The 26,146-nt window shown below is 59.6% G+C and carries 25 protein-coding genes and 1 tRNA gene; 5 read left to right on the forward strand and 21 right to left on the reverse strand.

The annotated features are described in order from the left end of the window. Window positions 1–114: 114 nt before the first annotated feature. Window positions 115–372: a hypothetical protein gene (locus AC1RT4_RS20015; protein WP_493087316.1), complete on the forward strand. Its 258-nt coding sequence runs from the start codon at window positions 115–117 to the stop codon at window positions 370–372. Window positions 373–471: 99 nt separating this feature from the next. Here AC1RT4_RS20015 and AC1RT4_RS20020 read toward each other — a convergent pair whose 3' ends face one another. The 11 genes from AC1RT4_RS20020 to AC1RT4_RS20070 form a co-directional block, all read right to left on the reverse strand. Further along, complete coding sequence (locus tag AC1RT4_RS20020; protein WP_007956055.1) at window positions 472–1,494, reverse strand: ABC transporter permease; 1,023 nt, start codon at window positions 1,492–1,494, stop codon at window positions 472–474. A gap of 57 nt (window positions 1,495–1,551) precedes the next feature. Then, the gene (locus AC1RT4_RS20025; RefSeq protein WP_493087318.1) at window positions 1,552–3,117 is read right to left on the reverse strand and encodes a sugar ABC transporter ATP-binding protein; all 1,566 of its coding nucleotides are present in this window, start codon (window positions 3,115–3,117) and stop codon (window positions 1,552–1,554) included. Window positions 3,118–3,187: 70 nt separating this feature from the next. Further along, entirely contained in the window at window positions 3,188–4,114 is a 927-nt protein-coding gene (locus tag AC1RT4_RS20030) for a sugar ABC transporter substrate-binding protein (protein WP_007956051.1), read from the reverse strand. Window positions 4,115–4,274: 160 nt separating this feature from the next. Beyond that, window positions 4,275–5,324 carry a Gfo/Idh/MocA family protein gene (locus AC1RT4_RS20035; RefSeq protein ID WP_493087320.1) on the reverse strand — a complete coding sequence of 350 codons (1,050 nt, stop codon included), beginning with the start codon at window positions 5,322–5,324 and terminating at the stop codon, window positions 4,275–4,277. A 65-nt stretch (window positions 5,325–5,389) separates the two neighbouring features. After that, complete coding sequence (gene iolG, locus AC1RT4_RS20040; protein WP_179692031.1) at window positions 5,390–6,415, reverse strand: bifunctional inositol 2-dehydrogenase/D-chiro-inositol 1-dehydrogenase; 1,026 nt, start codon at window positions 6,413–6,415, stop codon at window positions 5,390–5,392. A gap of 35 nt (window positions 6,416–6,450) precedes the next feature. Next, window positions 6,451–8,382, reverse strand: a complete 1,932-nt coding sequence (gene iolD / locus AC1RT4_RS20045; protein ID WP_493087322.1) for a 3D-(3,5/4)-trihydroxycyclohexane-1,2-dione acylhydrolase (decyclizing) — start codon at window positions 8,380–8,382, stop codon at window positions 6,451–6,453. A gap of 45 nt (window positions 8,383–8,427) precedes the next feature. Next, window positions 8,428–9,249, reverse strand: a complete 822-nt coding sequence (locus AC1RT4_RS20050) for a TIM barrel protein (protein WP_493087324.1) — start codon at window positions 9,247–9,249, stop codon at window positions 8,428–8,430. 25 nt (window positions 9,250–9,274) lie between these two features. After that, window positions 9,275–10,777 (reverse strand): CoA-acylating methylmalonate-semialdehyde dehydrogenase, encoded by a 1,503-nt coding sequence (locus AC1RT4_RS20055; protein ID WP_493087326.1) that lies wholly within the window; start codon window positions 10,775–10,777, stop codon window positions 9,275–9,277. A gap of 30 nt (window positions 10,778–10,807) precedes the next feature. After that, entirely contained in the window at window positions 10,808–11,617 is an 810-nt protein-coding gene (gene iolB / locus AC1RT4_RS20060) for a 5-deoxy-glucuronate isomerase (RefSeq protein WP_493087328.1), read from the reverse strand. Continuing rightward, window positions 11,614–12,507 (reverse strand): myo-inosose-2 dehydratase, encoded by an 894-nt coding sequence (iolE, locus tag AC1RT4_RS20065; RefSeq protein WP_493087330.1) that lies wholly within the window; start codon window positions 12,505–12,507, stop codon window positions 11,614–11,616. The genes iolB and iolE overlap by 4 nt, the downstream gene beginning before the upstream one ends. 43 nt (window positions 12,508–12,550) lie before the next feature. After that, complete coding sequence (locus AC1RT4_RS20070; protein ID WP_493087332.1) at window positions 12,551–14,488, reverse strand: bifunctional 5-dehydro-2-deoxygluconokinase/5-dehydro-2-deoxyphosphogluconate aldolase; 1,938 nt, start codon at window positions 14,486–14,488, stop codon at window positions 12,551–12,553. Between the two features lie 309 nt (window positions 14,489–14,797). On the opposite strand from AC1RT4_RS20070, the gene AC1RT4_RS20075 reads away from it, so the two are divergent. Further along, window positions 14,798–15,718 (forward strand): MurR/RpiR family transcriptional regulator, encoded by a 921-nt coding sequence (locus AC1RT4_RS20075; protein ID WP_085607793.1) that lies wholly within the window; start codon window positions 14,798–14,800, stop codon window positions 15,716–15,718. 120 nt (window positions 15,719–15,838) lie between these two features. After that, complete coding sequence (locus tag AC1RT4_RS20080) at window positions 15,839–16,960, forward strand: Gfo/Idh/MocA family protein (protein WP_493087334.1); 1,122 nt, start codon at window positions 15,839–15,841, stop codon at window positions 16,958–16,960. 142 nt (window positions 16,961–17,102) lie between these two features. Here AC1RT4_RS20080 and AC1RT4_RS20085 read toward each other — a convergent pair. The 9 genes from AC1RT4_RS20085 to thrS form a co-directional block, all read right to left on the reverse strand. Further along, window positions 17,103–17,179, reverse strand: a tRNA-Pro gene (locus AC1RT4_RS20085). A gap of 89 nt (window positions 17,180–17,268) precedes the next feature. Further along, window positions 17,269–17,625 carry a MerR family transcriptional regulator gene (locus AC1RT4_RS20090; RefSeq protein WP_003179985.1) on the reverse strand — a complete coding sequence of 119 codons (357 nt, stop codon included), beginning with the start codon at window positions 17,623–17,625 and terminating at the stop codon, window positions 17,269–17,271. After that, entirely contained in the window at window positions 17,606–17,908 is a 303-nt protein-coding gene (ihfA, locus tag AC1RT4_RS20095) for an integration host factor subunit alpha (RefSeq protein ID WP_002553164.1), read from the reverse strand. The genes AC1RT4_RS20090 and ihfA overlap by 20 nt, the downstream gene beginning before the upstream one ends. Window positions 17,909–17,911: 3 nt before the next feature. Beyond that, the gene (gene pheT / locus AC1RT4_RS20100; RefSeq protein WP_085607825.1) at window positions 17,912–20,290 is read right to left on the reverse strand and encodes a phenylalanine--tRNA ligase subunit beta; all 2,379 of its coding nucleotides are present in this window, start codon (window positions 20,288–20,290) and stop codon (window positions 17,912–17,914) included. 26 nt (window positions 20,291–20,316) lie between these two features. Next, window positions 20,317–21,333, reverse strand: coding sequence for a phenylalanine--tRNA ligase subunit alpha (gene pheS, locus AC1RT4_RS20105; protein WP_493087337.1), 1,017 nt, complete (start codon window positions 21,331–21,333; stop codon window positions 20,317–20,319). Window positions 21,334–21,442: 109 nt separating this feature from the next. After that, window positions 21,443–21,799, reverse strand: coding sequence for a 50S ribosomal protein L20 (gene rplT / locus AC1RT4_RS20110; RefSeq protein WP_007913489.1), 357 nt, complete (start codon window positions 21,797–21,799; stop codon window positions 21,443–21,445). A gap of 30 nt (window positions 21,800–21,829) precedes the next feature. Continuing rightward, window positions 21,830–22,024: a 50S ribosomal protein L35 gene (gene rpmI, locus AC1RT4_RS20115; RefSeq protein WP_002553160.1), complete on the reverse strand. Its 195-nt coding sequence runs from the start codon at window positions 22,022–22,024 to the stop codon at window positions 21,830–21,832. 60 nt (window positions 22,025–22,084) lie between these two features. Next, window positions 22,085–22,636, reverse strand: coding sequence for a translation initiation factor IF-3 (gene infC, locus AC1RT4_RS20120; protein WP_169432615.1), 552 nt, complete (start codon window positions 22,634–22,636; stop codon window positions 22,085–22,087). Continuing rightward, entirely contained in the window at window positions 22,636–24,558 is a 1,923-nt protein-coding gene (thrS, locus tag AC1RT4_RS20125; protein ID WP_007956031.1) for a threonine--tRNA ligase, read from the reverse strand. Before thrS ends, infC begins: the two co-directional genes overlap by 1 nt. Window positions 24,559–24,930: 372 nt before the next feature. Here thrS and AC1RT4_RS20130 point away from each other — a divergent pair, with 372 nt between their 5' ends. Beyond that, window positions 24,931–25,233, forward strand: a complete 303-nt coding sequence (locus AC1RT4_RS20130) for a hypothetical protein (protein WP_262157856.1) — start codon at window positions 24,931–24,933, stop codon at window positions 25,231–25,233. 290 nt (window positions 25,234–25,523) lie between these two features. Beyond that, window positions 25,524–25,736: a cold-shock protein gene (locus tag AC1RT4_RS20135; protein WP_007956027.1), complete on the forward strand. Its 213-nt coding sequence runs from the start codon at window positions 25,524–25,526 to the stop codon at window positions 25,734–25,736. Window positions 25,737–25,808: 72 nt separating this feature from the next. On the opposite strand, the gene AC1RT4_RS20140 is transcribed toward AC1RT4_RS20135, so the two are convergent. Continuing rightward, window positions 25,809–26,126, reverse strand: coding sequence for an I78 family peptidase inhibitor (locus AC1RT4_RS20140; protein ID WP_192564211.1), 318 nt, complete (start codon window positions 26,124–26,126; stop codon window positions 25,809–25,811). Between the last annotated feature and the right edge of the window lie 20 nt (window positions 26,127–26,146).

Consider the following 26,146-nt stretch of genomic DNA (forward strand, 5'->3'; position numbering starts at 1 on the left):
GGATACGATCGGGGTGCGTGCCGGTGACTCACAAGTTCCCGCCGGTCAGTTGACCGGCACTTTACCCGCGTCAGAACTTCCAACGTCTACCCACCTGACGCGGAAGCCCCGACGATGAACAGAACCATTGCAGCCCTCATGCTTGGAAGTCTTTTATCTGCCACCGCACCGTTGGCGATGGCGGGAAGCACCGTTCCGCCTACGGGCATTCCCGGGGTCAACCAGGGAGGCACCGAATCCAAGGAAGACAAGGCCGACAAAAAGGGTGAAGAAGCCTCAGGGTCGAACTCCGGTGCAGAGTCCCATGAGACAGAGAAGGATGCGCAAACGTCCAGTGGCTCAGAGGATGGGATGGTAGAAAAGAAACCCTGAATCACTTAGCCAGTTTTCGCAGGCATAAAAAAGCCGATCTTTCCGATCGGCTGTACTGTGTGACGTTCATCCCGCTTCACCAAGCCAGGACGATGAGTTTCAACGCTTGAGCTTGCGCTTGTTGCGGTATTGGTCGATCACCACCGCGACCACGATGATCAGGCCCTTGATGATGTCCTGAATGTAGGCATCGACCCCGACGAACGTGAAACCGCTGGCCATCACCCCAAGGATCAGTGCGCCGATTACCGTGCCGGTGATGCGCCCCACTCCACCCGCCAGACTGGTACCACCGATAACTGCGGCGGCAATCGCGTCCAGCTCATAGGACATACCCATCCCGGCCTGCCCGGTAGCGGCGCGGGCCGAAGCCACTACGCCTGCCAGCCCCGCCAGCAACCCGGCGATGCTGTAGACGATGACCAGATGGCGCTTGACGTTGATGCCTGAGGTGCGCGCCGCCTGCATGTTGCCGCCGATGGCGTAGGTGTATTTGCCGTATTTGGTGTAGCGCAGCGCGATGTGGAAGATCACCGCCACCACCAGAAAAATGATCACCGGCATCGCGCCGTGGCCGATCGCCGTGTAGGAATCCGAGAGCATGCTCACTGGCTGGCCCTCGGTGTAGTAACGCGCCAGGCCGCGGGCCGAAACCATCATGCCCAGCGTGGCAATGAACGGCGGAATCCCGGTGATGGCGATGATGCTGCCGTTGATCGCCCCCGCCAGCAGCCCGACACCGAGCCCGGCAATCACCGGAATCCAGACCGGCAAATCGGTCAGTGACGGGAACACCGCCCGGGCGAAATCCGAAGTCTGCGCCAGACTGGCCGCGATCATCGCCGACAGCGCGAGCACCGAGCCCGACGACAGGTCGATACCGGTGGTGATGATCACCTGGGTCACGCCAATCGCCAGCAGACCGATGATCGACACTTGCAGAATCATCAACACCAGCCGCTGGGAGTTCATCAGGAAGCTCTGGTCGCGCACGATCCAGCCGAACAGTTCGAACACCAGGCCAATGCCGATCAGCACCAGGAAAATGCTCAGTTCCGTCGGAAAGCGCCGGCGGCTCTTGACCGGTGCCGTGGCCGGTTTGTTTTCCAGTATCGCGTTCATAACCACTCACCTTTCTATCGCATCATCGACGGCGGCCTCGGCCACCAGCGGTATCCATTAATGAACCGAGGACAGGCCCGAAGCCAGTTGCATCACCCGCTCCTGAGTCGCCTCGCTGCGGTCGAGGGTGCCCATCAGGTCGCCCTCGTGCATGACCATCACCCGATCACTCATGCCGAGCACTTCCGGCAGCTCCGAAGAAATCATGATCACCGCCATGCCCTCGCTGGCGAGGTAGGCGATGAGCCGGTAAATCTCGGCCTTGGCGCCGACGTCGATGCCACGGGTCGGCTCGTCGAGAATCAGGATCCGCGGGTTGGTCATCAGCCAGCGCGCCAGCAAGGCTTTCTGCTGATTGCCACCTGACAGGGTGTCGATGCACTGCTCCAGCGACGGGGTTTTCACCCGCAGTTTCTTGCACATGTCTTCGCACAAGGCGCGCAAGGCTTTTTGCTGGATGAACCCGTGGCCGGCGTAGTGCGGCAGGACGGCCATTTCCATGTTCTCCAGCACCGAAAGGCACGGGAACAGACCACTGAGCTTGCGATCTTCGGTCAACAGCGCGAAGCCCTTCTCGATCGCCATGTGCGGATCGCTGATGCGCACCACCTCGCCATCGAGACGGATCTCGCCACCGTCGCTGGGCGTGATGCCGAAGATCGCTTCGGCCACGTTGGTCCGGCCGGAGCCCATCAAACCGGCGATGCCCAGGATTTCCCCGGCGTGCAGGTCGAAGGAAACACCCTTGAAAATGCCATCGAGCTTGAGGTCGCGCACCGACAGCAGCAGATCGCCGATCGGCTTTTCACGCACCGGAAACAACTGGCTCAACTCGCGACCGACCATCATCGAAATCAGGCTGTCGCTGTCCATGGAATCGGCCCGCTGCAGGCCGATGTAGGCACCGTCGCGGAACACCGCCACTTCATCGGCGATCGCGAACACTTCGTTCATTTTGTGGGTGATGTAGATGATGCCTTTGCCCTGGCTTTTCAGGTCGGCAATGATCGAAAACAGATGGGCGACTTCCTTGTCGGTGATGGCCGATGTCGGTTCGTCCATGATCAGGATGTCGGAGTCGTAGGACACGGCTTTGGCGATCTCGACCATCTGCCGCTCGGCGATACTCAGGTTGCCGACCAGTTCTTCAGGGTCGAGGTTGATCCGCAGGCGCTCCAGCAGTTTCGCCGTGCAGCGGTGCATTTCCCGGTGGTCGATCATGTGCAAGCCGTTGAGCTGCTCGCGACCGATCCAGATGTTTTCGGCGATGCTCATGTGCGGCATCAGGTTGAGTTCCTGGTGGATCATCGCGATCCCGGCCTGAAGCGCTGCCAGTGGCGTTTCGAACACCACCGGTTTGCCCCGCAGGCGCAACTCGCCGGCGTCTGGCTGGTAGATGCCGGCGATGATTTTCATCAGGGTGGATTTGCCCGCGCCATTCTCGCCCATCAGTGCCAGCACGGAACCGGGGCGTACCCGCAGTTGCACATCGGACAACGCCACCACACCGGGGAAACCCTTGCTGACGTTGAGGATCTCCAGCAGGTACGGCTCTTCGACAGGTATTGCAGTGGGCGGGCTCCCCGTCAAAGGGGTGCTCGAAGCAGTCGCTGAAGCGAACATGATCAGGTACTCCATCAGCAAGGTCGCGATCGCCACCTTGCGGGCTTATTGTTGTTATTGAACGGACGGACTATTTGAACTGGTCAACGTTTTGCGGCGTGATCAGGCGAAACGGCACCCAGACCGCTGGCTCGACCGGCTCGTTCTTCGCCATTCTCACCGCGGTATCGATGGAGCCGTCGGCCTGACCCTTGGCGTCCTGGAACACGGAAGCGGCCAGCGAGCCCTTCTTCACGGCGTTCAAGCCGTCCGGCGTACCGTCGACACCCGCGATCAACACGCTGCCTTTGGCGACACCGGCCTGTTGCAGGGCCATGGCGGCACCGATGGCCATTTCGTCGTTGTTGGAGACGACCGCGTCGAACTTGCGGCCCTGGGTCAGCCAGTCGTTGACCAGCGTCATGCCCTTATCCCGCAGCCAGACGCCGCTCTGCTCCTGCTCGACCTTGATGTCCGGGTATTTGGCCAGCACCTCTTTGACGCCCTTGGTGCGGTTGGTGGTGGAGTTGTTCGCCAGATCCCCCAACAGAATCACGATGTCGCCCTTGCCGCCCATCTTGTCGGCCAGGTACTGCATCTGCATCTCGCCGGCTTCCAGGTCGTTGGAAGCAACGGTTACCACGCCTTTGGGCAGGTTCAGGTCATCGGGCCGGCGGTTGACATAGACCAGCGGAATGCCGGCCTTCACTGCGGCTTCGGTGATCTTTTTGGTGGCGGCGGTATCCACCGGATTGACCACGATGGCATCGACCTTCTGGCTGATGAAGCTTTCGACCTGGCTCAGTTGCTTGACCACGTCGCTGCGGGCGTCTTCGAACTGCAGCTTGACGCCGTCGGGATAGGACTTGGCTTTCTTGTCCATGGATTCACGCAGGTAGGTCAGCCAGGTGTCATCGAACTGGGACATGCTGACGCCGATCTTCATATCGGCCAGCGCAGCGCCGCTGGCGAACATCAGGGACAAGGCCAGTGAGGCAAAACGGGTCTTGGTCTTCATGAAAAGTCTTTCTCCACATTCTTGTTGGTTTTATGGATGAGGCATGACGATTTCAGTAAGCGGACAAGCAGTCGAGGCGTTGGAACGTGTCGCGAGACAGTGAAACTGGAATCGACTTTATTGGAAAAAATTTTCCATATCAACCCGTTTTAGAATTTTATTATGATTTTATTCCATGGCTTGCAAACTCGCTCAGTTCCACTACCTGATGACGTTTGAAACTCAGGCGCGCAGCGTCTAGTACGCGGGTTGTCGCCAGTGCATCACGGGCGTGAACGGGCAGTGGGCCACCGTTTTGCAACGCGATTTGTAGCTGTAAATAGAACTGAATCCAGCAGCCGCGCTCAGAAGGAACCCGTTCGCGCTCGTCTCCGTGTTCGAACCAGCCCCAACGTCGGTGCTCCTCGACGCCCCAGCGCTCGCCTTCGGTTTTCGGCGAGAGCCCGGCCAGTGCCTGGGCCTCTTGCCCGTCCAGACCCTCGACGCTGTAACAGCCCAGCGTGCCGCTCACCCGAAAGCGCGGGCCGGGGCTGTTTTGCAGGCAACTGCCGCCCAGGTGCGAGGTCACGCCGCTGGCGTGGGTCAGGGACATGAAGAAGCCGTGATCGAAGGTCTGGTCTTTTTCCAGGTAGTCCAGTTCGGCGTAAACCCGTGTCACCGGGCCGAACAGCAACAACGCCTGATCGACCAGATGACTGCCCAGATCGCGCAGGAAGCCACCGCCGCTGCCGTTGTTAACCGACGACGGCGAATAACGCTCGATCCGCGATTCGAACCGGCTGACCTGGCCCAGCGCGCCGGATTCGATGAGTTTGCGCACGGTTAGAAAATCCGAATCCCAGCGCCGGTTCTGATAGACGCTGAGCGGTACATTCTGGCGCTCGGCCATGGTGATCAGGGTTTGCGCCTGCTGCCAGTCGGCGGCGAACGGCTTGTCGCTGACCACCGCCACGCCGTGTTCGATGCCGTCGAGCACCAGTGCCGGCCGGCCCTTGAGGGGCGTCGATACCACCAGCACATCGATTCCGGCTTCCACCAACTGGCCGATGCTGTCGAAGGCCGGCACACCCGGATGCTCCGCCGCCAGCAACTGTCGGCGCTCCGCTGAACGGGTGACCACGCCGACGAACGTCGCCGCCGGCAGGCTGCTGATCAGCGGAGCATGAAAAAACCGGCCGCCATGGCCGTAACCGACAAGTCCGATGCGCATGTCTGAACTCCTTCTTATTGTTATGTCACCGCGTTTCGGGAAACGCGGTGGTTGTGGGAGCAGCGTTAACCGTAGAACCTCGGGCGGTCCGGCAGTGCGACGTTGACGATCGCGCCGCTGTTCTGCGCTTCGATGCACGCATCGGCAGCAACCGCGGCGGCGAAGCCATCCCACGCCGACGGCCCACCGACCTGCCCTGCCCGCACGCCATCGATGAACGCTTGCAACTCGACGTCATAGGCCGCGATAAAGCGATCCTTCCAGTCCATCAAAATCGCGTTGGACAGCTTGGCCCCGCTGCGCAATTGAACCTGGGACGGCTCCGGCAGTTTGGCGATGCCAGTCTCCCCGACCACTTCGCACTGGATGTCGTAGCCGTACTGACAATTGACGAAAACCTCCACGTCGATACGCGTGCCCTTGGCGGTTTCCAGCAGCACGATCTGCGGATCTTTCAAATGCGCGAGGGCCTTGCTGCTCTTGCGCGGGAACACCACCTGCACCGAGACGTAATCGTCGTCGAGCAACCAGCGCAGCACGTCCAGCTCATGGATCAGCGTGTCGGTGATCGCCATGTCGGTCTTGTAGTTTTCACCGACGCTCGGGTTGCGGTGCGCGCAATGCAGCATCAACGGCTCGCCGATCTGGCCGCTGTCGATCACCGATTTCAACGCACGATAACCTTCGTCGTACGGACGCATGAAACCGACCTGCACCAGCCGCTTGCCGTGGGCCACTTCGGCCTCGACGATCTTACGGCAGCCTTCGGCGGTGACCGCCAGCGGCTTTTCGCAGAACACCGGTTTGCCCGCCGCGATGGCGGCCAGCACGAACTCTTCGTGGCTCGGGCCCCAGGAAGTGACGAGGATCGCCTCGACATCTGGCGCCTGGATCAGCGCGTGGCCGTCGGGATAGACCTCGGCGGTCAGTTTCAGGTCAGCCACGACCTTGGCCGCCTGCTGCAAATTGATGTCGGTGACCGCGACGACCTGACTGTTGAGCAAGGTCTGGCTGCAACGACGGATGTGGTCCTGGCCGATGGCCCCGGTGCCGATGACGCCTAGCCGCAACGCTTGGGAAAGCAATGACATGAAAGGATTCCTTGTGGTTGTTCGATTCAGGGCAATCAGTACTGACGGGCCTTGGCCAGTCGTTCGTTCAGGTTTTTGGCCACCGCGTCGGTGCGGGCGCTGGTGGAGACTTGCGCCACGCCGACCCGCCACCACGACAGGTAACCGTGAATCATGGTCTTGGGCAGAACCTTGATGTCGATCAGGGTCGAGACCGTCTGCAAGCGCGCATCGACCAGCGCCGCCTGCAGCTCTTCAACGGTGTTCACCTTGTAGGTCTTGCAGCCGTAGGCCGCCGCGCTCATGGCGAAATCCACCGGCACGAAAGCGCCGTCGAGCTTGCCGCTCTGCGGGTTGCGGTAGCGAAACTCGGTGGCAAAGCTGTCCATGCCGTTGCCCATCTGCAGGTTGTTGATGCAACCGAAGGTCATGTTGTCGAACAGCACCACGTTGATCTTGCGCCGCTCCTGGATCGAGGTGGCGAGTTCCGAGTGCAGCATCATGTAAGAGCCGTCGCCCACCAGCGCATAGACCTCGCGCTCGGGCTCGGCGAGCTTCACGCCGAGTGCGGCGTTCACCTCATAGCCCATGCACGAATATCCGTACTCGACGTGATAGGTGTTCACCCCCTTGCTGCGCCAACTGCGCTGCAAATCGCCGGGCAGACTGCCGGCGGCGGCGACGATCACCGCGTCATCGGCGAGGGTTTCATTGAGCACGCCGAGCACGCGGCTTTGGGTCAGGCAGGAACCGGTCAGCTCGATGAACTCGCGCAACACCGCCGGATCGAGGTGGTCGTTGATTTCCGGGATGAAATCCCGGGCCTGATAGTCGACCTGATACAGGCGATCCACTTCTTCATCCAGTTGCGCCCGGGCCTGACGGGGTTGATCGCCCCAAGCGGAACGGTAGTCGCCCAGCGCTTCGGCCAGCGCCGACAAACCTGTCCGGGCATCCGCCAGCAGTTGCACGCCGTCGAGTTTCAGCGCGTCGCACGGGCTGATATTGAGGTTGAGAAATTGCACGTCAGGGTGCTGGAACAAGGATTTCGACGCGGTGGTGAAATCGCTGTAGCGAGTGCCGACCCCGATGATCAGATCTGCCTCTTTGGCCAGCAGGTTTGCCGCCAGGCAACCGGTTTCGCCAATGCCGCCGACGTTCAGCGGATGGCTGGACACCAGCACGCTCTTGCCGGCCTGGGTTTCGGCGAACGGAATATCGAAGCGCTCGGCAAACACCTGCAACGCCGCGTTGGCGCCCGAGTATTTGACGCCGCCGCCACAGATGATCAGCGGTTTACGCTTGCCTTTGAACAGTGCCACGGCATCGCCGAGCATCGCTTCAGTGGCCGGGCGACGCTCGATCCGGTGCACGCGTTTTTGCAGGAAGTAATCGGGATAGTCGTAGGCCTCGGCCTGCACGTCCTGCGGCAGAGCCAGGGTCACGGCGCCGGTTTCGGCGGGGTCCGTGAGCACGCGCATGGCGTGGATTGCCGCGGTCATCAATTGTTCGGGACGGTTGATGCGATCCCAGTATTTGCTCACAGCCTTGAACGCATCGTTGGTGCTGATGCTCAGGTCGTGGAACTGCTCGATCTGTTGCAACACCGGATCCGGTTGACGGCAGGCATAGACGTCACCCGGCAACAGCAGCAAGGGAATCCGGTTGGCGGTCGCGGTGGCGGCAGCGGTCAGCATGTTCGCCGCGCCCGGCCCCACGGACGAGGTGCAGGCGTAGATCTTGCGCCTCAGATGCTGCTTGGCGAAACCGATCGCCGCATGGGCCATGCCTTGTTCGTTGCGGCCCTGATGGACGATCAGGTCACCGCTGTCCTGCTCCAGCGCCTGCCCCAGACCCAGCACGTTGCCGTGGCCGAAAATGGTAAAGATCCCGGCGATGAATTTGCTCTGAACGCCATCGACCTCGATGTACTGGTTATCGAGGAATTTCACCAGGGCCTGGGCCATGGTCAGTCTTGTTGTGGTCATAACCGCACCTTTCAAATTCAGATCCGATCCCTGCGAGGGGCACTGTCAACTCAGGGATTTGCTCAGGTGGTCCATGCTCGCGCCGATCGCCGTCTGGATATCCGCCAGGCCATGGACGCTGTCGGCGAACGGCTCAAACGACAGGTAGCCGCTGTAGCCGCCAGCGAGCAGGCTGTTGATTTGCGCCGCGTTGCCGAGAATGTCGTCCGCGCCCACCAGCACCCGGTGACCATCGCCAAGGGTTGCCAGCGGTGCCTCGGTTTCCTCGACACCGGAGATGTGCACCAGCCCGGTTAGCTCGGGGAAAAACTCTTGTTCACCGGCCAGGTGGTGATGAAAGGTGTCATGCACCAGACGGAACACGTCCAGCCCGCCGACTGCCTTGATCGCCTCCACCGCCGTGCGTTTGCGGCGCAGCGAGCAGGCTTTGAAACCCAGCGGCTCGATGAATCCCAGCAGGCCGTGATCGCGCAGGATCGGCGCCAGCTCGCTCAACGCGGTGCGCAGGCCCGACGCCCGTTCGGCGACGCTGCGCGGATCGGCGCGGTCGTTCAACGGGCACATCACCAACCCCCGCGCACCACAATCACGGGCATAGGCCGCCAGCTTCGAGGCCTGTGCGCGGCGCTCGTCATTCCACACGTCAAACGGATACAGCGCGTTGATCGACAGCACGCTGATACCGTGGCCCGTGCACAACTCACGCACGTGTTCGGGTGCGGTGCCGTCCTCGATCTCGATGCCTTTGAGGTCGTTGCGGATCTCGATGGCGTCGGCCTTGAGGGTCACCGCCAATTCGATGAACGCCGGCAGGGACAAACGTGGAGCGACCATTCGGTTCAGGGCAAAACGCAGGGGAGTACTCATTCTTGTTGTTCTCCGCGCAGATGATTTATTTGGCCGTCGGCATGCTGAATTCAGGGCCCTTGGCAATGCTGTCGGGCCAGCGCTGCATCACGCTTTTGTAGCGGCTGTAGAAACGAATACCTTCTTCTCCGTAGGCGTGGTGATCGCCGAACAGCGAGCGCTTCCAGCCACCGAACGAATGCCAGGCCATGGGCACCGGAATCGGCACGTTGATGCCGACCATCCCGACCTTGATGCTGCGGGCGAAGGCGCGGGCGATCCCGCCATCGCTGGTGAAGCACGACACGCCGTTGCCGAATTCATGGGCGTTGATCAATGCCACGGCACTGGCGAAATCCGGCACGCGCACGATGCCCAGCACCGGGCCGAAGATTTCCTGCTGATAGATGCTCATCTCGGTGGTGACGTGATCGAACAACGTCGCGCCGACGAAAAAGCCCGCCTCGGCCCCCGGCACCTTGAAGTGGCGGCCGTCGACAATCAGCTGCGCGCCCTGGGCCACGCCCTGATCGATAAAGCCTTCCACCCTGGCCTTGTGTTCGGCGGTGACCAGCGGGCCCATGTCGTTGTCGCCTTGCAGACCGTTGCCGACTTTCAATTCATCGATGCGCGGCAGCAGTTTGGCGATCAGTTGATCGCCGACTTCACCGACCGCGACCGCAATCGAAATCGCCATACAGCGCTCACCGGCCGAACCGTAAGCGGCGCCGATCAAGGCATCCGCCGCTTGATCCAGATCCGCGTCAGGCATGACGATCATGTGATTCTTCGCGCCGCCCAGCGCCTGCACCCGCTTGCCGCGCGCGGTGGCCTGCTGGTGGATGTACTCGGCAATCGGCGTCGATCCGACAAACGAAATCGCCTCGATGTCCGGGTGCTGCAGCAAGGCGTCGACCGCCGTCTTGTCGCCCTGAACCACGTTGAACACGCCGTCCGGCAAACCGGCTTCGGTCAACAGGCGAGCCATCAGCAAACTGGCGGACGGATCGCGCTCGGACGGTTTGAGGATGAAGCAGTTGCCGGTCACCAGCGCCAGCGGAATCATCCACAGCGGCACCATCACCGGGAAGTTGAACGGCGTGACCCCGGCGCAGACGCCGAGCGGCTGACGCAGGTTCCAGTTGTCGATGCCGCCACCGATGTTGTCGCTGAACTCGGTTTTCAACAGGTTCGGCGCACCGCAGGCATATTCGACAATTTCGATGCCTCGGATGACTTCGCCTTTCGCGTCGGAAAACACCTTGCCGTGTTCGCGGCTGATGATTTCGGCCAGTTCGTCGTGATGACGATCGAGCAATTCCTTGAACTTGAACATCACCCGCGAACGGCGCAGGGACGATTGCTCGGACCAGGCCGGGAATGCCTTCAGCGCCGAAGCGACGGCAGCGTCCACGGTCTTCTGACTGGCCAGCCCGACTCGCGCCTGAACGGCGCCGGTGGCCGGATTGAAGACATCGCTGAATCGTTCGCTACCGCTGTCCTGCACCTGACCGTCGAGGTAGTGGCCTATGACCGGGGCGTCGCTCATTGTTCTTGTTCTCCGTGCGAAAGTTGGAATTCAGAGATCCAGCAGCCAGCTGTGCTGCGGGTCGTTATGGAACTGCCAGACGCGTTTCGGCCCTGCCATCACGTTCAGGTAGTAGGACTCGTAGCCATACGGCACGCTGACCGGGTGATAGCCCTTGGGCACGACGACGAGGTCGCTGTTTTCCACGGCCATGGCTTGATCGATGCTGCGGTCGTCGGTGTAGACCCGCTGAAACACGAAGCCCTGGGGCGGGTTGATCTGGTGGTAGTAGGTTTCTTCGAGAAAGCTCTGGTGCGGCAGGTCGTCGGTGTCGTGCTTGTGCGGCGGGTAGCTCGAGGAATGCCCCGACGGCGTGCGCACCTCCACCACCAGCAGCGAATGAGCCGGTTCGCTGTCCGGCAGGATGTCGCAGACATAGCGGGTGTTGGCGCCCTTGCCGCGCACGCTGCGTTTCATGGTTTCAGGCCTGATCAGGCGCGGGCCGAGGCCCGTGGTGGTCGAACCGGGAGCAGCGCAGACCGCCACTTGCGCATCACTCAATGCCACCACCTGCGCCTGACTGCCGGGTGGCAGGTACGCGGCGAACGGGGATTTGTCTTCGAACACCGACTGGCGATCACCGAGGTTGTCCCAGTTGAAAGCCCCCTGCCCCGGCGCTTCGCCGTGGATGCCGATCCGACCACTGAGCAGCACCAGGCACAGCTCTTTATCGCCCGCTGCGACGGGCAAGGTTTCACCCAGGCTCAACCGGTAGGCAGCGAAACCGACGTACTGCAGCTCACCTTCACCCAGCTCGACCATGGTCCGGCCACGGGCATTGCTTTTGACCAGCAGGCTCATCGCGCAGTCCTCTCGTCGAGCAACGCACGCAAGGTGTCGAAGCCTTTCTTCGCGTAGACATAACTCGGCGCCACTGCTGGATCCTGCTCGGCCTCGACCACCAGCCAGCCGTGGTAATCGGCCGCCAGCAGCACGTCCAGCAGTTCGGCGAAGTCAATGTCGCCATCCCCCGGCACGGTGAAGGTGCCGTTGATGATGCAGTCGGGGAAGCTCCACAGGTTGTTGCGCGCCAGTTGCACCACCGGTTTGCGCACGTCCTTGAAATGCACGTGGCAGATGCGCCACAGGTGTTTGCGCAGCACCTGCAAGGGCTCGCCGCCGCCCATGTAGCAATGGCCCGAATCGAACAGCAGCCCGACCTCATTGCCGGTCAACGCCATCAGGGTATCGATGTCCGACGGCGATTCGACGTAGGCGCCCATATGGTGGTGATACGCCAGACGCACGCCCTGGGACAGGGTGAAGCGCGCCAGTTCGGTCAGTTTGTCGGCGTATTGCTGCCACGCCTGCTCGGTGTGAAAACGCGGGCGCTCGACCAGCGGAATTCGCTGGCCCTGAATGGAGTCGGCGACTTCACCGTAAACCAGCACGTTCGCGCCGTTCTTCGCCAGCAACTCGACATGGCTGGCAATCGCGTCGATTTCCTCGGCTACCGAACGGCGCGCGAGGCGACTGGAATACCAGCCGGACACCAGCGCCAGGTCATACGGACGCAGCACGTCGCCAACGCCTTTGGCGTCCTTGGGAAACTTGCCGTTGAGTTCGAAGCCTTCATAACCGATGGCCTTGCCTTCACTGAGGGCGGTGCTCAGCGGCGTTTCACCGCCGAGGGACGGCAGGTCGTCGTTGCTCCAGGAAATCGGGTTGATGCCAATTCGGATAGCGGGCATGGCTGCACCTTTTATTGTTATTTCTAGAATGTTCAACCGCGGCTCAGGCCCGGGCCGTACGCCAGGCATCGATCAGTTCGACGAAGGTGCCCTGTACCTGGCGGATCAGCGTCTCGTCGTCGATTTCCCCGGCCAGCCAGGCGCGGCTCGGCTCCTGGAAAATCGTCCGGCCCACGGCGAACCCGCGGCAGGTCTGGCTCTGACTAGCCTGCTGAAAACCTTCGGCCAATGCGGATGCCGGGGCATTCAGGCCCAGCAGCACTACGCCTCGGCAATAGGGATCGCGCGCCTGGATCAGTTCGTCCAGCTGTTGCCATTCCTCGGCGCTCTGCGCTTCGATCTTCCACCACGCCGGATAGATGCCCAGGTTGTAGAGGCGTTTGAGCGCGCGATACAACACGTCGGGATACGGTGAGGGGTGATCCTTGGGCGGGATGATTTCCAGCAGCAGTTCATGACCACTGACTTGCGATGCCTGATACAGCGCCTTGATCTGCGCTTCCTGTTCCAGCCGCAGCATCGGTTCGTCGTCCGGGTGGAATTGCACCAGGCATTTGATGATTTGCTCTTGCGGCCAGGCGATCAGGTTGCTGCCGATCGAGCGCCCGTGTTCGAAGGCCAGCGGCCGCGAGCCCTGCACCTCGACCGGCCGCGCCACCCACCAGCCACGACCGGTGGCGGCGTTCAGCGAGTCCTGGCCGAAACGCTGATCCGCCAGCAACCCGACATCGGCTTCGATGCCCTGCTCGCGCAAATCGCTTTCTACCCGCTCCACGGCCTTGATGAACAGTTGCTTGAGCTCACCGATGGCGCCGAGGTCGCGTCCGCCCTTCTGGGCCAGTTCCACCAGTTGTCCGCGATGGTCGAAGGCAAAGATGAACAGTTGCTTCCACTGTTTGCGCGGCACACTGACCTGATGCAGGCGCTGCAGGGTGACGTCCTGATCCGGACGGGTAATCGGCACCGGGCTGCTGAACAGGTAATCCAGTTCGGCACGGGTCGGCATCGCCGGCGCGCAGGCATGACGCGACACCACCAGACCACCGCAGGCATTGGCCAACTGGCAGCAACGCTCGTCGCTGGCGTCTTCCAGCCAACCGCTGAGGAAGCCCGACATGAACGCATCGCCGGCGCCCAGTACGTTCAGCACTTCAACTCGCACGCCGGGATAAATCGCGCCGTCTTCAAGACGTTGTGGAATCTCTCCGTGGATCACCGTGCAACCTTGCGGACCGAGTTTGACCACCAGGGTCGCTGCGCTCAGCCGCCGGACATTGCGCAGCGCGGTGAGCAAATCCTCGGAACCGCCGGCCATCAGAAACTCTTCTTCGGTCCCGACCACAAGATCGAAGCGCGGGAGGATTTGTTGCACATGTTGGGTGACGTTCTGATCGGCAACGAAACGGGTTTCGCCGTCCGCCTTGCCGGCGAGCCCCCACAGGACCGGGCGGTAGTCGATGTCCAGCACCCGTTTGACGTTGTGCTTTTCGGCGTAGTCCAGCGCCTGGATGCTCGCCTTGTAGACGCCGTCGGTGGAGAAGTGAGTGCCGGTGATCAGCAAGGCTTTGCTGGAGGCGATAAAGGCTTCGCTGATGTCTTCGGCCCGCAGCGCCATGTCGGCGCAATTTTCACGGTAGAAGACCAGGGGAAAGGTTTCCCGATCCTTGAGACCGAGCAGCACCATGGCGGTCAGTCGCTCCGGATCGACCTTGATGCCGCTGACATCGCAGCCTTCACGAGCCAGGGACTCGATCAGGAAACGCCCCATGTGATCGTCGCCGGTCCGGCTCAGCATCGCCGACCTGAGCCCCAGCCGGGCGGTGCCGAACGCGATGTTGGCGGACGAGCCGCCGAGGTATTTGGCGAAGCTGCTCACATCCTCCAGCCGTGCCCCGACTTGCTGCGCATAGAGGTCGACGCCGAGGCGCCCGAGGCAAATCAGATCCAATTGACGTCCACTGGCAAAACGAGTCTGGCCCATGCTGGCTCCTGTTATTTTTATCAGCCTGTGCCCAACGCGGTGACCGCGCCTGACACTCTTGGTGGATGCAGACTAAAACGAGCCGGATCGAACAATCAATAAATATTCCAATTATTTTTCACGTGGAATATTTTTTCCAATAAACTTCAGTGCAGGCGCTCCAGACGCAGTGCATCGTTTCAGCAGGCATCCCGCTGGCGCAAGCCCAAGATTTTGTCGGGGCCGAGCCTGTAGACTGCGCACAGCCAACCTATTGTCAGGGGACGAGAAGAACCAAGTCCCTATAAGAACAAGCCAGAAGGATTATTTATGTCCCGCACCGATCAGCCGGCTACCGCCGAGAGCACGCCCGAGAGCGATCTTGCCAGCCCCCCGATCAATGCCGAGCGTCTGCTGCAGCTCATCACCACTGAATACGAAAGCCTTCCGCGCCAGCTCAAACGCATCGCCAGTTACATGAGCCAGCAGAGCGACCGGATCATGGTCGACCGCATCAGCGACATCGCCCGCGAGTGCGAAGTGCATCCGTCGGCCATCGTGCGGTTTTCCCAGCGCTTCGGTTTCAGCGGTTTCAGTGAAATGCAGGCGCTGTTCCGCGAGGCGTATACCCACAAAGCCACGCCGGTGCAGAACTACCAGCAGCGCATTCGCAGCATGATCGCCAACAAGTCGCAGAAAGCCAGCGGCGGCGATCTGGCCCGTGAGTGCATCGACGCCACCCTGTCAGGCATTGAACGCCTGGGCCAGGAACTGGATGACCAGGCCTTCGAAAAAGCCGTGGACCTGGTGGTCAATGCCGACAATATCTACGTGGTCGGCGTTCGCCGCTCGTTCGCCGTGGCCGACTATCTGGTCTACAACCTGCAACACACCAACAAGCGCATTCACCTGGTTTCGGGCCTCGGCGGCAGCTATCGCGAGCAGATGCGCAGCGTGCGCGCCAATGACCTGGTGATCGCCATCAGCTTTACGCCGTACGGCAAGGAAACCCAGCACTGCCTGCGCATCGCCCAGCACCATCAGGCGAAAACCCTGATCATCACCGACAGCAATCTCTCGCCGCTGGCAAAGCGCGCCAACACCCTGCTGCTGGTCAATGAAGGCAGTTCGTTTGCGTTCCGTTCCCTGAGTGCGACCTTGTGCCTGTGCCAGGCGCTGTTTATCGCCGTTGCCTATCGACTGGAGTTGAAGGTGGACGAGATTCACGAGCAGGTCGGGTTCGAGGACTGACCGGGGCACCGCCATCCCAGCGAATATGGCAATTCAAAATATTTATTCCATTATTTGAATACAGGGAATATTTATTCTATAAACAGGATCTCTGAAAACAAGAACTCAAAGGATCCTGTCATGCGTGAACTCGGAATCGGCCTGATCGGCACGGGCTTCATGGGGCGCGCCCACGCCCTGGCCTTTCGCAACGTCAGCGGGGCATTCGAACTGCCCTTTACCCTTCGCCTTGCCGCCCTGGCTGACGCCGATCCCGCACGCGCACAAGCCTGCGCCACCGCTTGGGGCTTTGAGCAGGCCCATGGCGACTGGCAGCGATTGATCGATGACCCCAAGGTCAACCTGATCGCCATCACCACTCCCAATCACCTGCACTACCCGATGGCCATGGCCGCCCTCGCCGCCTGTAAGCCGGTTTACTGCGAAAAGCCGCTGGCGGTGAATCTTGAGCAAGCTCATGCCATGCACGTGGCGGCGAAGCATGCCGGGGTCGTCACCCGGATCGGCTACAACTACCAGCACAACCCGATCATCGGCCTGGCGCGCGAGCTTATCCTGAGTGGCGAACTCGGCGAGATCATCAGTTTTCAAGGTGAGTTCAGCGAAGATTTCATGGCCGATCCAGCCTCCCCCTGGTCTTGGCGCTGCGAACCCGAACATGCCGGTGGAGCCCTGGCGGATCTGGGCAGCCACCTGCTCGCCATGGCGCGCTATCTACTGGGTGATGTCGAAGCGGTGTGCGCTGACTCCCAGACAGTCCATGGCCAACGCCCGGCCACAACCGGCAGCCAGGAACAACGCCGCATTGCGGTCGACGATCAGACCCATGCGCTGCTGCGCTTTGCCAGCGGCGCGCGCGGCACCTTCAGCAGCAGTTGGCTGAAGCATGGCTACAAAAATCATCTGAGCTTCGAAATCAGCGGCACCCAAGGCACCCTCGCGTTCGATCAGGAGCGCTTGAACGAGCTACGGCTGTGCCGTGCCGGCCAGGGCGGCTTCCAGCGTTTACTGGCCGGACCGGACTTGCCCGGCTACGCAGCATTCAGCCCGGCGCCGGGGCATCAGCTGGGTTACAACGAGCTGAAGACGCTGGAAGTGCATGAGCTGATCATGGCGTTGGCTGGGAACGGGCAAACCGGGACTGATTTCGAGGAGGCGTTTGAAGTTGAGAAGCTGGCGACGGCGATTCGGGTCGCGGCTGAGGAGCGGCGTTGGGTGTCTGTCCGTGAGATCACTGGCTAGTTTTGTGAGGACACAAAAAAGCCGATCGGGGTGATCGGCTTTAGTGTCTGACTTTGATGAGGAGGCAACGGGATCCCCTGCAAAAGTCACTGCACATGAAAAAGCCCAACTCGCAAAAGTTGGGCTAAGTCATTGAATTATATGGTCGGGACGGAGTGATTCGAACACTCGACCCCTAGCACCCCATGCTAGTGCGCTACCGGACTGCGCTACGCCCCGACTAGGTTTGAAACTCGTTCTCCATCTCGAAGAACGCTCAAGAATATATCGCAAGCTTTTGAAAACTGGAAGTATTTAAAAGCAGGAAATTATTTCTTGAGAACCACCAGAACATCTTCGAGCTCGGCGATCATCTGGCGGATCATTTGCTTGTATTGGGTGGTGTCGTCTTTGGCTTCATCGCCGGACAGACGCAGGCGCGCGCCGCCGATGGTGAACCCCTGATCGTAAAGGAGCGCGCGGATCTGCCGGATCATCAGCACGTCCTGGCGCTGATAATACCGGCGGTTTCCGCGGCGTTTGACGGGGTTGAGCTGAGGAAACTCCTGCTCCCAGTAGCGCAGCACGTGTGGTTTTACCGCACACAGCTCGCTGACTTCACCAATGGTGAAGTAGCGTTTGCCCGGGATGACGGGTAGTTCGTCGTTATGACTTGGTTCCAGCATAAGCCTCAACTCGGGCCTTCAACTTCTGCCCTGGACGAAAGGTGACCACACGGCGAGCCGTGATCGGGATTTCTTCCCCCGTTTTCGGGTTGCGGCCAGGCCGCTGGCGTTTGTCCCGAAGGTCGAAATTGCCGAAACCCGACAATTTGACCTGCTCGTTGTCTTCAAGAGCGTGCCTGATTTCCTCGAAAAACAGTTCAACCAATTCCTTGGCTTCCCGCTTGTTCAGGCCCAGCTCTTCATACAGACGTTCCGCCATCTCAGCTTTCGTCAAAGCCCCCATACGTCACTTCCTTAACGTGGCGTTCAACCTTTGTTCGAGCGAGGTGAGGATATTTTGCGTCGTCGAATTCACCTCATCGTCATTAAGAGTGCGCGATGGATGCTGCCAGGTCAAGCCGACTGCGAGGCTTTTTCTATCAGGATCAATGCCTTTACCCTGATACACGTCAAATAGCCTGAGGTCTGTCAGCCATTCGCCTGCATTTTCACGGATTACGTCCAGTACAGCCGAGGCCGCAACGTCTTTGTGCGCAATCAGTGCCAGGTCACGACGCACTTCAGGAAAGCGCGACAACTCGTGGAATTTCGGCATTTTACCCAGAGCGACTTCAGCCAGAACCAGCTCGAAGACGAAGACCGGACGGTCGAGACCCAGGGATTTCGACAGCTCAGGGTGAATCGCGCCGATAAAGCCGACTTCACGCCCTTCCCGCTCGATGCGCGCGGTCTGACCCGGATGCAGCGCAGGATGTTTGCCCGGTGCAAAAGTGAACTGATCCAGCGCACCAGCAAAGCCCAGTACCGCTTCTACGTCAGCCTTGACGTCGAAGAAGTCCACGGTATCGCGACCTTGCGCCCAGCCTTCCGGCAGACGGCTGCCGCATACCACACCGGCGATCATCGGCTCTTGCTTCAGACCTTCCAGCTGACCGACAAAGCGCAGACCGCTCTCGAACAGACGAACACGATCCTGCTGACGGTTGAGGTTGTGCTGCAACGCCTTGACCAGACCCGGCCACAGCGACGAACGCATGGCGGCCATGTCATTGGAGATCGGATTCGCCAACAGCAGCGGCTCGACGCCTGGGTTGAAAAGCTCGAACTGCTTCGGATCGATGAAACTGTAAGTGATCGCTTCCTGGTAACCACGAGCGACCAGCAGACGACGCAGCTCCGGCAGATCGCTGCGCGCTTCGGCCTTGGCCTGTGGCGCCAGACGAGCTTGCGGGTAACGAACCGGCAGGCGGTTGTAACCGTACAGACGCGCCAGCTCTTCGATCAGATCGACTTCCAGGCTGATATCGAAGCGATGGCTTGGCACTTCTACGCGCCATTGACCTGCTCCGTCGGCGGAAACTTTCAGACCCAAAGCATTGAGCAGACGCTCGACTTCGGCCGAATCCATTTCCATGCCCAGCATCTGAGTGATGCGCTGAGCACGCAGGGTGATCGGCGCGATCGACGGCAGATGCTGCTCGCTGACGGTCTCGATGATCGGGCCGGCTTCGCCACCGGTGATTTCCAGCAACAGGCCAGTGGCGCGCTCCATGGCTTCACGGGCCAGTTGCCAGTCCACACCGCGCTCATAGCGGTGCGAAGCGTCGGTGTGCAGGCCGTAGGAACGAGCCTTGCCCGCCACCGCGATCTGGTCGAAGAATGCACTCTCAAGGAATACGTCGCGAGTGGTCGCGGATACACCGCTGTGCTCGCCACCCATCACGCCGGCGATGGCCAGAGCGCGAGTGTGGTCGGCGATCACCAGCGTATCGCTACGCAGGCTGACTTCCTGACCGTCGAGCAGCACGAGCTTCTCGCCCTCTTCCGCCATGCGCACACGGATGCCGCCGTTGATTTCGGCGAGATCAAAAGCGTGCAGCGGCTGACCCAGCTCGAGCATCACGTAGTTGGTGATGTCGACGGCGGCGTCGATGCTGCGGACTTCGGCGCGACGCAGGCGCTCAACCATCCACAGCGGCGTCGGCCTGGACAGGTCAACGTTACGGATGACACGGCCCAGGTAACGCGGGCAGGCAGCAGGTGCCAGGACTTCTACCGAGCGCACTTCGTCGTGCACCGCCGGAACGGTCATCACCACCGGGCGAGTGACCGGAGCGTCGTACAGCGCGCCGACTTCACGGGCCAGACCGGCCAGGGACAGGCAGTCGCCGCGGTTCGGAGTCAGATCGACTTCGATGCTGGCATCTTCCAGGTCCAGATAAACACGGAAATCTTCGCCCACCGGCGCATCGGCCGGCAGCTCCATCAGACCGTCGTTGCCTTCACCAACCTGCAGCTCGGATTGCGAGCACAGCATGCCGTTGGACTCGACGCCGCGCAGCTTGGCCTTCTTGATCTTGAAGTCGCCCGGCAGCTCGGCACCGATCATCGCGAACGGAATCTTCAGGCCCGGGCGCACGTTTGGCGCACCGCACACGACCTGGAAAGTTTCCGCGCCATTGCTGACCTGGCAAACGCGCAATTTGTCGGCATCGGGGTGCTGCTCGGTGCTCAGTACCTCGCCCACCACCACGCCACTGAAAACACCGGCGGCCGGCGTAACGCTATCGACCTCAAGACCGGCCATCGACAGACGTGCAACCAGCGCGTCGCGATCTACCTGCGGGCTGACCCAGCCACGCAGCCATTGTTCACTGAATTTCATCCTGCTCTCCTAAGAATTCGTTACGACTAGCGAAATTGCGCGAGGAACCGCAAGTCGTTGTCGAAGAACAGACGCAAGTCGTTCACGCCGTAACGCAGCATGGCCAGACGCTCAACGCCCATGCCGAAGGCGAAGCCCGAGAACTCTTCCGGATCGATCCCGGACATGCGCAGCACGTTCGGGTGAACCATGCCGCAGCCCATCACTTCCAGCCAGCCGGTCTGTTTGCAGACGCGACAGCCTTTACCGCTGCACATCACGCATTCCATGTCGACTTCGGCGGAAGGCTCGGTGAACGGGAAGTACGAAGGACGGAAACGCACGGCCAGTTCTTTTTCGAAGAACACCCGCAGGAACTCTTCGATCGTGCCTTTGAGGTCGGCGAAGTTGATATCGCGATCGACCAGCAGGCCTTCGACCTGGTGGAACATCGGCGAGTGGGTGATATCGGAGTCGCTGCGATACACACGGCCTGGGCAGACGATGCGGATCGGCGGCTTTTTCGATTCCATGGTGCGGACCTGTACCGGCGAGGTATGGGTGCGCAACAACATGCTGGCGTTGAAATAGAAGGTGTCATGCATCGACCGGGCCGGGTGGTGGCCTGGGATGTTGAGCGCCTCGAAGTTGTGATAGTCGTCTTCGACCTCAGGGCCTTCGGCAATGCCGTAGCCGATATGGGTGAAGAACTGTTCGATACGTTCCAGAGTCCGGGTGACCGGATGCAGACCACCGGAGGTCTGACCACGGCCCGGCAGGGTCACGTCAATGGATTCGGCAGACAGTTTGGCAGCCAGTTCGGCTTCCTCAAACAGAGCCATGCGCGCATTGAGAACGCCTGTAACACGTTCCTTGGCAACGTTGATCAGGGCGCCGACCTGCGGACGCTCTTCTGCCGGCAAATTCCCCAGGGTCTTCATCACCTGAGTCAATTCACCCTTTTTGCCAAGGTATTGAACCCGGATTTGCTCCAGGGCATTGATATCTTCAGCGCTTTGCACAGCCTCTAGTGCTTGAGAGACCAGCGCATCCAGGTTTTCCATGTACAGACTCCAGATACAAAATAGGGGAAGAGCTTGAAGGCTCTTCCCCTATTTAAGACGTTTACCACCTGGCCCCACGGAAGTGAGGCCGGGTGATTGTCGGGGGTACTTAAGCCAAGGTGGCTTTAGCTTTCTCGACAATCGCAGCAAACACCGCTTTTTCGTTCACTGCCAGATCAGCCAGAACCTTACGGTCGATCTCGATGGACGCTTTTTTCAGGCCAGCGATGAAACGGCTGTAGGACAGACCGTTAACACGAGCACCAGCGTTGATACGAGCGATCCACAGAGCGCGGAACTGACGTTTTTTCTGACGACGGTCACGGTAGGCGTATTGGCCTGCCTTGATTACCGCTTGCTTGGCAACACGGAATACGCGGGAGCGTGCGCCGTAGTAGCCTTTAGCAAGTTTCAGAATTTTTTTGTGACGTTTACGGGCAATGACGCCACGCTTTACACGAGCCATGAGTTACTTCCTCTATTCTTGATCCAAAAATTAACGAAGGCGCAGCATGCGCTCGACTTTTGCCACGTCAGACGGATGCAGCAAGCTGCTACCGCGCAGTTGACGCTTACGCTTGGTCGACATTTTGGTCAGGATGTGGCTCTTGAAAGCGTGCTTGTGCTTGATACCGTTAGCAGTTTTCAGAAACCGCTTAGCAGCACCACTTTTGGTTTTCATCTTTGGCATGTTCGGATACTCCGCATTCAGTTGATAAACATAATCAGAAGGCCTGCCGTGCCCTGTTGATTACTTCTTCTTTTTCGGGGCGATGACCATGATCAGCTGGCGTCCTTCCATCTTAGGATGCTGTTCGACCGAACCGTACTCGAGCAGGTCTTGTTCAACCCGCTTGAGGAGTTCCATCCCCAGCTCCTGGTGGGCCATCTCACGGCCGCGGAATCGCAAGGATACCTTGGCCCTGTCCCCGTCACTCAGGAAACGTACCAGGTTGCGCAGTTTTACCTGGTAATCCCCTTCCTCCGTCCCTGGACGAAACTTGATTTCTTTTACCTGAATCTGCTTCTGGTTCTTCTTCGCCGCAGCAATCTGCTTCTTCTTTTCGAAGATCGATTTGCCGTAGTCCATCACCCGGCAAACCGGTGGGACTGCGTCGGCAGAGATTTCTACCAGATCAAGCTTTGCTTCTTCAGCAATACGAAGCGCTTCATCAATCGAGACGATGCCAATCTGCTCGCCATCAGCGCCAATTAACCGAACCTCGCGTGCCGAGATATTCTCGTTGATCGGGGCTTTCGGTGCAGCTCGTTTATCTTGTCTCATTTCACGCTTAATAATAATTACTCCGAATCTGGGCGACCACGCCGGGAAACCGCTTGCGCGAGAAACTCAGCGAACTGGGCGACGGGCATCGAGCCCAGGTCAGCACCTTCACGAGTACGCACAGCGACAGTCTGCATCTCGACTTCCTTATCCCCAATAACCAAGAGATATGGAACCTTGAGCAAAGTATGCTCGCGGATTTTAAAGCCGATCTTTTCATTTCTCAAGTCGGACTTGGCACGAAACCCGCTTTCGTTGAGAGTTTTTTCGACCTGAGCGACGAAATCTGCCTGTTTATCAGTGATATTCATGATCACTGCCTGGGTTGGCGCCAGCCACGCAGGGAATGCACCTTCGTAGTGCTCGATCAGAATCCCGACGAAACGCTCGAACGAACCGAGGATCGCACGGTGCAGCATCACCGGATGCTTGCGGCTGTTGTCTTCGGAGACGTATTCGGCCCCCAGACGCACAGGCAGGTTGAAATCGAGCTGCAAGGTACCACACTGCCACACGCGGCCGAGGCAATCTTTCAGCGAGAATTCGATTTTCGGACCGTAGAACGCACCTTCACCCGGTTGCAGATCGTACGGCAGACCAGCGCTATCAAGGGCTGCAGCCAGGGCCGCTTCGGCGCGATCCCACAGTTCGTCGGAACCGACGCGCTTTTCCGGACGAGTGGAAAGCTTCATCTCGACATCGGTAAAGCCGAAGTCGCGGTAAACATCCATGGTCAGCTTGATGAACGCCGCGGATTCGGCCTGCATCTGCTCTTCGGTGCAGAAGATGTGGGCGTCGTCCTGAGTGAATGCGCGCACACGCATGATGCCGTGCAGCGCACCCGATGGCTCGTTACGGTGGCAGGCACCGAATTCGGCCAGGCGCATCGGCAGCTCGCGGTAGCTCTTCAGGCCCTGGTTGAACACCTGCACGTGGCAAGGGCAGTTCATCGGCTTGATGGCGTAGTCGCGGCTTTCCGACTCGGTAGTGAACATGTTGTCGGCGTAGTTGGCCCAGTGCCCGGATTTCTCCCACAGGCTGCGGTCAACGACTTGCGGCGTCTTGATCTCGAGATAGCCGTTGTCGCGCTGCACCTTGCGCATGTACTGCTCGAGTACCTGGTACAGCGTCCAGCCATTCGGATGCCAGAACACCATGCCCGGCGCTTCTTCCTGGGTGTGGAACAGGCCCAGGCGCTTGCCGATCTTGCGGTGATCGCGCTTTTCAGCTTCTTCGATACGCTGGATGTAAGCAGCCAGTTGCTTCTTGTCAGCCCACGCAGTGCCGTAAACGCGCTGCAATTGCTCGTTCTTGGCATCACCGCGCCAGTAGGCGCCGGACAGTTTGGTCAGCTTGAAGGATTTCAGGAAGCGGGTGTTCGGCACGTGCGGACCGCGGCACATGTCGACGTATTCTTCGTGATAGTACAGGCCCATGGCCTGCTCGTTCGGCATGTCTTCGACCAGACGCAGCTTGTAGTCTTCGCCACGAGCCTTGAACACTTCGATCACTTCGGCACGCGGAGTGACTTTCTTGATGACGTCATATTCTGTATCGATCAGCTGTTGCATGCGCTGTTCGATGGCCGCCATGTCGTCCGGAGTAAAAGGACGCTCGAAGGCGATGTCGTAATAGAAACCTTCGTCGATGACCGGCCCGATAACCATTTTTGCGGTCGGGTACAGCTGTTTGACCGCATGGCCGACCAGGTGGGCGCAAGAGTGGCGAATGATCTCCAGCCCCTCTTCATCCTTTGGCGTGATGATTTGCAGCGTCGCGTCGCTGTCGATGATGTCGCAGGCGTCGACCAGCTTGCCGTTGACCTTGCCGGCCACGGTGGCCTTGGCCAGACCGGCACCAATGGATGCGGCGACCTCGGCTACGGAAACCGGGTGATCGAATGAACGTTGACTGCCGTCGGGAAGAGTAATAGTTGGCATGGCGCCTCCTCTCCTAGTGGTGACCCCTACCAAAGGTCACGTGGGTTGGGATGAGCCAGTACAAGATCCGATCCAGGCCATTCAATGACGAACGCCTGCCTTACAGCGGCAGGAGCCTTGCGGCCAACCGGAAAACCGAACCAGAGTGACTGGGATTCAAATCAGAAAATTCGTGCACTGCCGCTACCGGGACTGAAGGTCATCCGGAGCCTGCGAACGCCCGAGCGAGGCATGCTAGCACAGATGAACGGTCGCCGATGCACTCTGGTTTTTACCGAGAGGCAAATCGTCTGTTTTATGCCAGAGTGCTGAACTTGATCGGCCTTTGGGCCCTCAGATAACAAGACATTGACCCACAAGGAGCATCCTCGCATGCGTCTTAACACCCTGCTTGCTGCAGTCGCCCCCCTCGTTTTTCTGCTGCCGCTGAGCGCCCACGCCGACTGGCCAAAGGGCGAGCGTGAGAAATACATGGCTCAGTGCACCCAGGCGGCCACCCCGCAAATCGGTGCCGCTGCTGCAAAATCTCACTGCGCGTGCGGTGCCGATGCCATCAAGTCCTACCCTGCCAGCGACATTCAGGCGCTGATGGACAACAAAGCCAGCCAGGAATTGCAGCAAAAAGCCCTGGGGCAAATTGCCAAATGCAAGGCCAATACCCCGGCGAAAAAATGATGAAACAGGCCTTTTCAATGCCCCCAGCACCGCTGAAAAGCATCTGAATCAGGCTTTTTCGAACGTTTTATGCAGGTTTTACAGGTTTTTTTATTGTCTTTATTTTTCGCCAGAAGCCTTTTAAACCGGGGCCTCCAGCCGAAACAGGCAGTAAAGAAAACACGACTGATTGGCAAACAGCACGTCCGGGGGGCTACCAAAGCGAACATTTCGACTATGATACCCCGGTGTGCCCAGTTGGCCTGAGCAGCACAGTACTACTGAAAATATATGTTTCTTGGAGATACACCATGTCTAATCGCCAAACCGGCACCGTTAAATGGTTCAACGATGAAAAAGGCTTCGGCTTCATCACTCCTCAAGGTGGCGGTGACGACCTGTTCGTACACTTCAAAGCTATCGAAACTGACGGTTTCAAAAGCCTGAAAGAAGGCCAAACCGTTTCCTTCGTGGCTGAGAAAGGCCAAAAGGGTATGCAAGCTGCACAAGTTCGCCCAGAGTAATTTCCCGGCGCACTAAAAAAACCCCGTCCATGTGACGGGGTTTTTTATGGGTGAAACAAAAGCCCAAAAGGCTCAGCCGCAGTTGACGCGGGTAACCACCAGATTCTGATCGGTATTCAGGTTGAGGCGATCGGAACGGTACTCCAAAGTAATCATGTCATTCGGCTTGAGGAAGCGGGCGTTCTGCGCACCGGCTTTCTTGCGTGCCTGCTCCAAGAGCTCCGGCGAAGCTTTCTTGCCGAGAGCGAACTCCGCAGCTGACGCCTCGCAACGACCATGTCCGGCCTCAGTCGCCACGGGATCCTTCTGCGACTCGCTGGAGGTCGTAGTGCAACCACCCAACAAAGCAACGGCCATCAGTGCACCCAGTGACGCGAACTTCCAAGGCATTGAAGCCTCCTTATTTCAAT

Source organism: Pseudomonas sp. GW821-FHT11D10 (genome assembly GCF_058808435.1).

Excerpts from the sequence above, each read along its gene's own strand:
- rplT (WP_007913489.1), bottom strand. The coding sequence starts at position 21,799 with ATGGCTCGTGTAAAGCGTGGCGTCATTGCCCGTAAACGTCACAAAAAA.
- ihfA (WP_002553164.1), bottom strand. The coding sequence starts at position 17,908 with ATGGGGGCTTTGACGAAAGCTGAGATGGCGGAACGTCTGTATGAAGAG.
- AC1RT4_RS20080 (WP_493087334.1), top strand. The coding sequence starts at position 15,839 with ATGCGTGAACTCGGAATCGGCCTGATCGGCACGGGCTTCATGGGGCGC.
- iolG (WP_179692031.1), bottom strand. The coding sequence starts at position 6,415 with ATGTCATTGCTTTCCCAAGCGTTGCGGCTAGGCGTCATCGGCACCGGG.
- AC1RT4_RS20030 (WP_007956051.1), bottom strand. The coding sequence starts at position 4,114 with ATGAAGACCAAGACCCGTTTTGCCTCACTGGCCTTGTCCCTGATGTTC.
- AC1RT4_RS20020 (WP_007956055.1), bottom strand. The coding sequence starts at position 1,494 with ATGAACGCGATACTGGAAAACAAACCGGCCACGGCACCGGTCAAGAGC.
- iolB (WP_493087328.1), bottom strand. The coding sequence starts at position 11,617 with ATGAGCCTGCTGGTCAAAAGCAATGCCCGTGGCCGGACCATGGTCGAG.
- AC1RT4_RS20075 (WP_085607793.1), top strand. The coding sequence starts at position 14,798 with ATGTCCCGCACCGATCAGCCGGCTACCGCCGAGAGCACGCCCGAGAGC.
- AC1RT4_RS20140 (WP_192564211.1), bottom strand. The coding sequence starts at position 26,126 with ATGCCTTGGAAGTTCGCGTCACTGGGTGCACTGATGGCCGTTGCTTTG.
- pheS (WP_493087337.1), bottom strand. The coding sequence starts at position 21,333 with ATGGAAAACCTGGATGCGCTGGTCTCTCAAGCACTAGAGGCTGTGCAA.
- AC1RT4_RS20130 (WP_262157856.1), top strand. The coding sequence starts at position 24,931 with ATGCGTCTTAACACCCTGCTTGCTGCAGTCGCCCCCCTCGTTTTTCTG.
- AC1RT4_RS20135 (WP_007956027.1), top strand. The coding sequence starts at position 25,524 with ATGTCTAATCGCCAAACCGGCACCGTTAAATGGTTCAACGATGAAAAA.
- AC1RT4_RS20015 (WP_493087316.1), top strand. The coding sequence starts at position 115 with ATGAACAGAACCATTGCAGCCCTCATGCTTGGAAGTCTTTTATCTGCC.
- iolD (WP_493087322.1), bottom strand. The coding sequence starts at position 8,382 with ATGACCACAACAAGACTGACCATGGCCCAGGCCCTGGTGAAATTCCTC.
- AC1RT4_RS20055 (WP_493087326.1), bottom strand. The coding sequence starts at position 10,777 with ATGAGCGACGCCCCGGTCATAGGCCACTACCTCGACGGTCAGGTGCAG.
- pheT (WP_085607825.1), bottom strand. The coding sequence starts at position 20,290 with ATGAAATTCAGTGAACAATGGCTGCGTGGCTGGGTCAGCCCGCAGGTA.
- AC1RT4_RS20090 (WP_003179985.1), bottom strand. The coding sequence starts at position 17,625 with ATGCTGGAACCAAGTCATAACGACGAACTACCCGTCATCCCGGGCAAA.
- AC1RT4_RS20070 (WP_493087332.1), bottom strand. The coding sequence starts at position 14,488 with ATGGGCCAGACTCGTTTTGCCAGTGGACGTCAATTGGATCTGATTTGC.
- thrS (WP_007956031.1), bottom strand. The coding sequence starts at position 24,558 with ATGCCAACTATTACTCTTCCCGACGGCAGTCAACGTTCATTCGATCAC.
- rpmI (WP_002553160.1), bottom strand. The coding sequence starts at position 22,024 with ATGCCAAAGATGAAAACCAAAAGTGGTGCTGCTAAGCGGTTTCTGAAA.
- AC1RT4_RS20035 (WP_493087320.1), bottom strand. The coding sequence starts at position 5,324 with ATGCGCATCGGACTTGTCGGTTACGGCCATGGCGGCCGGTTTTTTCAT.
- iolE (WP_493087330.1), bottom strand. The coding sequence starts at position 12,507 with ATGCCCGCTATCCGAATTGGCATCAACCCGATTTCCTGGAGCAACGAC.
- AC1RT4_RS20025 (WP_493087318.1), bottom strand. The coding sequence starts at position 3,117 with ATGTTCGCTTCAGCGACTGCTTCGAGCACCCCTTTGACGGGGAGCCCG.
- AC1RT4_RS20050 (WP_493087324.1), bottom strand. The coding sequence starts at position 9,249 with ATGAGTACTCCCCTGCGTTTTGCCCTGAACCGAATGGTCGCTCCACGT.